Origin of the sequence: Nocardia nova NBRC 15556, assembly GCF_001613005.1 — a bacterium.
Classification (GTDB): domain Bacteria; phylum Actinomycetota; class Actinomycetes; order Mycobacteriales; family Mycobacteriaceae; genus Nocardia; species Nocardia nova.
This window is the reverse complement of record NZ_BDBN01000006.1, coordinates 218589-225762: the sequence shown is the minus strand read 5'-3', so window position 1 is coordinate 225762 and position 7174 is coordinate 218589. Positions and strand designations below refer to the sequence as shown.

6 protein-coding genes are annotated in these 7174 nt (G+C 65.2%); all 6 read right to left on the bottom strand.

All coding sequences use genetic code 11. The features are described from left to right. Positions 1-1495: hypothetical protein (locus NN2_RS04085; protein ID WP_063010449.1), on the bottom strand; the 1495-nt coding region annotated here is incomplete at its 3' end. Then, positions 1492-4014: an ATP-binding protein gene (locus tag NN2_RS04080; protein WP_063010447.1), complete on the bottom strand. Its 2523-nt coding sequence runs from the start codon at positions 4012-4014 to the stop codon at positions 1492-1494. The genes NN2_RS04085 and NN2_RS04080, both read right to left, overlap by 4 nt. Then, positions 4015-4533 carry a hypothetical protein gene (locus NN2_RS04075; RefSeq protein WP_063010445.1) on the bottom strand — a complete coding sequence of 173 codons (519 nt, stop codon included), beginning with the start codon at positions 4531-4533 and terminating at the stop codon, positions 4015-4017. Next, the gene (locus NN2_RS04070; protein ID WP_030517937.1) at positions 4530-4790 is read right to left on the bottom strand and encodes a hypothetical protein; all 261 of its coding nucleotides are present in this window, start codon (positions 4788-4790) and stop codon (positions 4530-4532) included. The genes NN2_RS04075 and NN2_RS04070 overlap by 4 nt, the downstream gene beginning before the upstream one ends. Positions 4791-4807: 17 nt before the next feature. Beyond that, positions 4808-5767: a conjugal transfer protein gene (locus NN2_RS04065; RefSeq protein ID WP_063010443.1), complete on the bottom strand. Its 960-nt coding sequence runs from the start codon at positions 5765-5767 to the stop codon at positions 4808-4810. A gap of 119 nt (positions 5768-5886) precedes the next feature. Continuing rightward, complete coding sequence (locus NN2_RS04060) at positions 5887-7035, bottom strand: GAF domain-containing protein (protein ID WP_082856699.1); 1149 nt, start codon at positions 7033-7035, stop codon at positions 5887-5889. Between the last annotated feature and the right edge of the window lie 139 nt (positions 7036-7174).

The following is a 7174-nucleotide window of genomic DNA, read 5'->3' as shown; positions in this document are numbered from 1 at the left end:
CCAGGGTCGCCAGCATCGCGGCGCCGCCCAGCTTGTGCTTTGCTCCGGCCTGTCCCATGCCCAATGCCGTACCGGAACCTCCGCCGCCGCCGCTTCCGCGAGATACGCCCTGCATCGCCAGTGCGAAGCGGTTGGCGACCCATTCGTTCCCACTGGTCAGCCCCGCGCTCAAACGCTGCAACTGGAAGATCGCGATGATTTCCACGATGGCGCCGATGACGAAGATCGCCATGACGTCGTTCTCCGCTTCCTTGAACAAGTTGCCCAGGAACAGCACATAGACGCCCAGGAAGATCGTGTAGCAGGCCATCCGCGCGCCCGCGATGAAACCGTCGACGATATTGCGCACCAGAAAGGTTTGGGTGGGCCCGTAGACGAAACCGCCCGCCGCGAATCCGAAGATCGACATGAACCCGTGATAGATCGTGTCCAGCGCGGCTTTGATGATCTTGAGGGACAGATAGACCGCGAACAGCAGTAAGATCGTGCCGGCGACCAACAGGATCAATCCCGCCCCGATCTGGGGGACGGTCGGATTCTGGGTCGCTTTGTAGGCAGTCCTGTCGCAGTTCTTCATACCCTCCTTGACGGCATTCTCACTGCCGTTCATCACCGCCGAGGTCCACGCCGCCTTGCACGCCGAATCGGTGTCGACGACGCGGCCGAAATTCCATACCTGTAGCGGGCGACGGGCGAAGTTGTCGGCGAGATCGGCCTGCATCTGTGGCACCAGTGCCGATGCGTTCGGGTTGCTGTTGCCGTTCAAGCCGGCAGCCACCGACACCCCGATATTGCGGCCTTGGGCCAGTAAGCCGTCCGACGACAGCACATCCGCGAGCGGCTCCGCGAGGAATATCGGCCCTGCCACCGCGATCAACAACATGGAGACCACCTGCATGGTGGCCTTGGCGTGGAAACCGCGGACCACGAACCACGCTACGAAGAACGCTCCGATCGTGACCGCAGCCGCCAACATCATCGGCGTGGCGATCTGGCCGCTGAGACTGTGCGCGACACCTTCCAGAGCGCGACTGAACAAATTGAGCCATGCGAAGCTGAGAGCGTATCCGATCAACCAGATGGCCGTGGTCACGATCACCATCCAGCCCGCGAATTCGAGGCTGAGCACCAGCGACAGCGCGGTATTCGCCGGGTGAAGCAGTCCGCCGTGGTTGGTCGCGAAGATGTAGCTCGACAACTCCGCGCCGGACGAATCGCGCACATGCATCCAGCTCAGTCCACTGTTGACCGAGGACCCCTCCGCATCCCCCTCCCCCGTCTGTGCCGTGGCCACCGCACCGAGCACCACCGGCAGCACGACCATCACGACGAACACGGCCAGCGCCGAGACACTCCAACGCCGCCGCCGAGTGGCCGACATCAAATTCCAGCATCGGCGGGCCACCGCGCGCGGCTGCCACCGAGCCGGGTCGAAGAATTCGAATTCCCAGTCCGGACCGAACCGGCCGTGCACGGTGCCCGTATCGCCGATCATGGCACCGCCTGTCTCTCCAGTATCGCGCGCTTGGGTGCGGCATTCGGCGTACTGCTGATGGCCTCGGCGCGATCGGGGCGGGCGGGCCCGAGCACCTTGCCGCGACCGATGCGGTTCAACGCGTCTCGCATGAACATCTCGCCGCGCCGCTCCTCGGGCACCTGCCGTCCGGGGCCGATCGGCGGGGAGGTCTCCTCGCGCAGAATCTGGAGCAGGAAGGGCGCCTCGTCGAGGTCCACGCCCAGCCATTCCAGGCTGTTGCGGGCCAGCGTCTCGTCGCGCTGCCGGAAGACGAACCGGTTCGGGATCAGATTGTGCGCCGCGCCCTGGAAGTCGGTGGCCGGATCGTGTGAGGCCAAACCGATCGCGGCCAGATGCTTTCGGCCGTCGCGACTGAAGTCGCTGGTCACCGCGGATCCCACCTGAGTCTGAGTGAAGTGGTGCGCCTCGTCGCCGACGAGCAGCCCGAACCGGCCGTTGTCGGAGAGGAACGCCTCTCGCGCGGTGACGCCCACCAGTTCGTACAGCGCGGTGCCCAGGCGCTTGGTCAGCGGCAACCGGTTGTACAGGTGGGGGGTGACCAGTTCTTCCGCCGTCGGCAGCGCCAGGTTGTGGCTTCGGATGACCGTGGCCGCGGCGTCGAGTCGCAGCGGTCGCAGGCCGGGATCGAACAGGACCGGCACCCGCTCCACGATGGCTCCCAGCCGGGCGGCGAGATCGGCGTACTCCTCGGCACTGCCGTGCTCGTCGCGCAACCGGCACACCACGCGATAGAGATCGAGCAGACTCCGAATGCCGTGCTCGGCAATACCTTTCGGAGTGAGCATGCTGCCGATGAGCGCACCGGCACCGCTGGTGGGCGACAGGTCCAGCAGCGGCAGGATCGAGTCCAGCGCACGCTCACCGGCGACACGCGGATCGAACAATCGCAGCGGATCCAGCGACACGGTCGGATTGCTGAGGTCGATGACGACCGCGTTGTCGATCGAGGAGGCGAAATGTTCCCACTCCCCGACCTGACTGCGGTCGATGGCGAGGAACTGCCCGCCCATATCGTGGACCAGCACCGCCATAAGTTTCAGGAAATACGATTTACCCGAACCCAGTTCGCCGGTCACCGCGAACGAGGCCGACAGGTCGTGCAGCGCCGCTTCCATGATGCCGAAGTGAATCGGCTCGAATTGGCCGGAGAGCAAATTGACGCCGATCACCGGACCGCTGTCGTCACCGATCTGACTGGTCGTGAAGGGAACGAAACCCGACCACATATCCGACGGCACGATATGGGCGAAGTCGTCGTAGGCGCGCCGGGGCGGACTGCCCGGAATCATCATGGACCACAGGTCGACCTGAGCGCCGACAGGTGCCGTCATCTCCACCTGAAAGCGTTTGTATCGGCGTTTGAGGGTATTGACCGCATCCATGGTGGTGTCGTGCGAGGAGCTGCCGACCGCGATCACGGTCGTGAACGACACCTCCGATTCGCCACCGTTGACCTCGAAGTGATTGTTGTATTCACCGAGCATCTGCACCTTCGACATCAACGTGTTCTGCGCGAACGACACCTCCTGATCGCGCTGATCCATCTGCTCACCGAGACGGCGCAGATTCTGCTCGTTGTTCTTCAGCACCGCGTCCGCGGGGCGCGTCGAAATTCGCATCGCCCAGTCGATGGTGACGTTCTCCATACCGTCGAGGACGCTGAGGAATTCGCTGCCGCCGGGAAAATTCATCCCGGAGTACGGGAACGAATGGGGGGTCAGGATCGCCTGATAGGACGGCCGGAATTCGAAGTCGGGCTGAACCACCTTGATCACCGGCACGAACGACGGACGCAGGCGGCGGTTGCTGTCGGCCTGGGCGCCTTCGTCCAGGGCCGCGGACCGGAAGACGGCGGCGGTGGCATCGTCGAGAACGCCCGCGCGGGTCGGCGCGACCGGATCGCCGACCGCACCCCGGGACAGATAGTGCTCCCACAGCCACTGGAACAACGCCGCCGGCACCGGCACCGGTTCGAAATCGCCACCGATTCGCGAGAGGATCTCGTTCGCGGTGTCGTCGTAGGCCTCCAGATCGGCGCGTGACAGCGCTGTGGCATCGATCGTGGTGGTGCTGCCGCGCCAGATCCGCGACAGTCCCGACAGTGCCGGGCCGCTGGATCCGACGGGTATGGACAGCAGGAAGATCCGGGTCTGCGGCACGATGGCACGCACCCGTTCGTAGGCGGCGACCACCTCGAGCGCGTAATCCTCGCATTCGTCGAGATCGACGCCCTCGACCATCTTGCCCAGCACGTCGATGGTGTTGAGCCGCGCCTGAATTCCCAGCAGGAGCGAGCCGTTGGGCAGGTTGTTGATCAGCGCGTGGTGGGCCGCCTTCACGTCGAACTTGTCACCGGCCTTGCGCAATCCGTAACCGAGCGGATTGATGAAATAGGTCGCGGTGACCAATCCGGCGTGCGTGAATTGCAGGTTGCCCCGAATGGCCGCGGTGGGCTGGATATCTCGCTCGAACGCCATTCAGTGCACTCCTCCTGCCACTGCGCGGCTACCCTCGGCACGAAGCGAAGTGGACTGGGTAGCAAGCAACTCGGCGACATTTCCCGATCCCGGCCGGCCGACCGGCGCGGCCTCGGGCGCCGACCCGTCCGGGAAGATGATGACCACGGATTCCTCGATGAACAGGGTGTGCCGGGCGGATTCGGCGGTGACCGGAAAACCCGAGGCCGACACAGGTTTACGGACGAAGACCAAACGGCCGAACCACATGGCCCGCGAGATCATCCGTACCCCGGTATAGGGCAGCAACCCCAGGCCGAACACCGCCACAATCGTCAGGATCAGCCCCACCACGAAAGTGATCGCCGGATTCACCGGCAGGATCATGGCGAGGACCGAGGTAACGAGAATGACCGCGATACCGCCGGCCACCTGTGGAAGTGTGTACGGCCCGAATGGCAGTTTCTGCCCGTTCTGCGCTTTGCCGATCATGGTGGGCACCCGTTTGATCGGCGTGTACACCTTGATCAGCTGAGTCATCGGTATCGCCCGACCGGTTGATCGGGCACGACGCTGGTGGCATCGGATCGTGCGTAGTTGACCAGTGTCGGCAGCATCCAGAACAGCACCGCCGCGAGGATCGCCGAGCCGACCACGCCGAGCACCTTCGTCGGCGACAACTTCGACTTGGCCGCCTCGGAGATGAGGATGCCCATGGCGAGGATCGTGATGACGATGATGCCGAGCGCGCGGACCACCAGCAGGATGTAATAAAGCAGCGCGTTGAGATTGTGCATGAGCGTCCCTTCTCGGATCAGTTCTGCGTCGCCGGCGGGATCTGCACGGTCGTCGTCGGTGCGGCGGGTTGGCTACTGCTCGGCGCCGGTGCGCCGGCGCCGCCGGGACCTGTGCCGTTCACGACCGTGAGCGGATTCGTCAGCGCCGGAACACGATCGATGGCTTGTATCTGCCACTGTCCGGAGGGGCGCACCATGGTGAGCGGATAGGACAGCGAGACCGAGGCGCCACCACTTCCCTTCGGCGCCACCGTGGCGAGCACTTTCGCGGCGTTTCCGCTACTGCCGCAACTGGATTCGTCCGCCGTGACCGAGACGCTCTCGAGGCCGGTGAACGGAGCCGGGCGCAATGCCGTGATCCCGGCGCCGACGGCCGTATAGCGGGCGACATCCCCCGACCCGGTCAGATAGGCAGTCAGAAAGCCGGTGGCGACATCGGCCAGCGGCGTATCCGAGGGGCAGGGCGTGCCGTAGGCGAGGGTGATATCCGGGCCACGCCCCGGCGGCTCCACCGCGGCCGGCAGCGACAGCGCGCGCCTGCGGCCGTCCGGTGTCACCGATACCGCGACCTGGTAGTACTGGCGGGCGTCGGTCACGCTGCCGGTCCGACCCGGGTGCACCGATATCGTGACCGCCCAGATCTCGACGCTCGCAGTCGATTCGGTGCGGCTGACGTGGACGACCATCGGGTCGCTCACCGGATGCGCGGTGGCCGGCAAGCGCATCTGCTGGCCCGGATCGACATAGTCGGCGATCCGATCCTGCTGCCCCGCGCTCGAACCGAGGTAGCTCACCACGAAGTCCTCGGCGAACGATGCCGCCAGCTGAGCATGGCCGATCAGGGTCGTCGTGTTCGCGTCGGACGGCCCCTGCGGCGGCTCCGAGAACCAGGACAGGACGGCATGTCCACCGCCGAGGACGGCTAGTACGGCCAGTACCGCGACGAGGATGTTGTCGCGGCGGCGTCGCGCGGCCATCCGGCGAAGCAGTGCTTCGCCCGAATCCGCCGATCTACCAGCAATTGCCCGCACTCTCGGAATGGTAGAGAGGACAAGGGCATTCACCCTTCGGACTGTTCCCTGCCGTGGGAAGGCGATCAGTACACGGGGCTGCGCTTCATCCGGCCGGCCAGACGATGCCGCAGCTGGTCGTCGTAGCCGATCGGGGTGTGCAGATGCGGAAGCCCCGAGGACTGCCGTTGCGGCTCCATCACCGGGAGATCGTCGGCGACGCGAACCATCTGGGCGATCGCCAATTGCCGCGCCGAATATCCCGGGTAGGGGTACAGCAGCAGGGAGGTCGGGGTGTACCCGCCACCGTAATTCAAAGCCCGGACGGTCACCCCGGCGGTGTCGCCCGCGCGCAACCGCTCGTCGAGGGCGAGCAGGCGATGGCGATCGTCGGGATGGAAGACGTCGATCGGCCGGAACAGATAGTCCCACCTGATCCAGGGCGCCGGATCGGTCAGCCAGTGCGAAATGCTCGTGTATTCGAGTTGCACCACAGCCAGATGAGTGCCGGCACGGCGATGCGCTTCCCGCAGACCGACCTGCTCCAGCGTCGACCACGACATCGACGCCCGCTCGGCGCCGATCTCCTCGATCAACAGCCATGCGCCCCTGGATCGTTCGTCGTTCCGTGCGCGCATCGTGATGCGCCAGCGGCCGGGACGTTCACCGTCGGCGCGGACGGTCACGTCGAACTGCATCTTGGCGCCGGCCGTCGGCTCGTACAGCAGATCGAGCACCTCGGTGTGCCGGTCGAATCCCGACATTCGGTGGAACAGTTCGGCGATCGATATCCGCGGCACGTACTCCTCGGCGGACATTCCCGACAATCGCGCGATACCGCCCGGCAGCTGGATGGTCTGTGTCGACAGATCCCAGATCGCTCCGACCGCCGGACGCAGCGCCGGCACCTCCGCGGTCGCCGGACCCAGCCACAGCCGGATGGCATGGACGTCACCGGCGGGACCGAAGACGGGTTTGATCAGCAGCCGATGCGGACCCGAGCGGGTCGCGATCCGCAGATCGACCTCCTGCGCGTGATCGCGGGCCGAGATCATGGCCTCGGCGATCCGCGCGGTCGTCAGGCCGTCGTAGATCGCGGGCATCTTCGCCAGCTGCCGTTGCAGCACACGCTGCCACGCCGCGAACTCGCGGGGCGTTTCCCCGACCGAGGCGACCGACATCGTCTCCGGCGTCAATGTTTCGATCGTCGTCCATCCGATCACCGCGTCACTCATCGCACTTGCCCTGCACCAGCCGTTCCTCCGCACTCATGACCGACGGGTTCAGACGATCATCGTGACCTAGACAATGTACCGTTATCCAGCGGTGCGATCAATAGGAGAAGAACAACTGCACTGGTCAGCAGTCCGACCA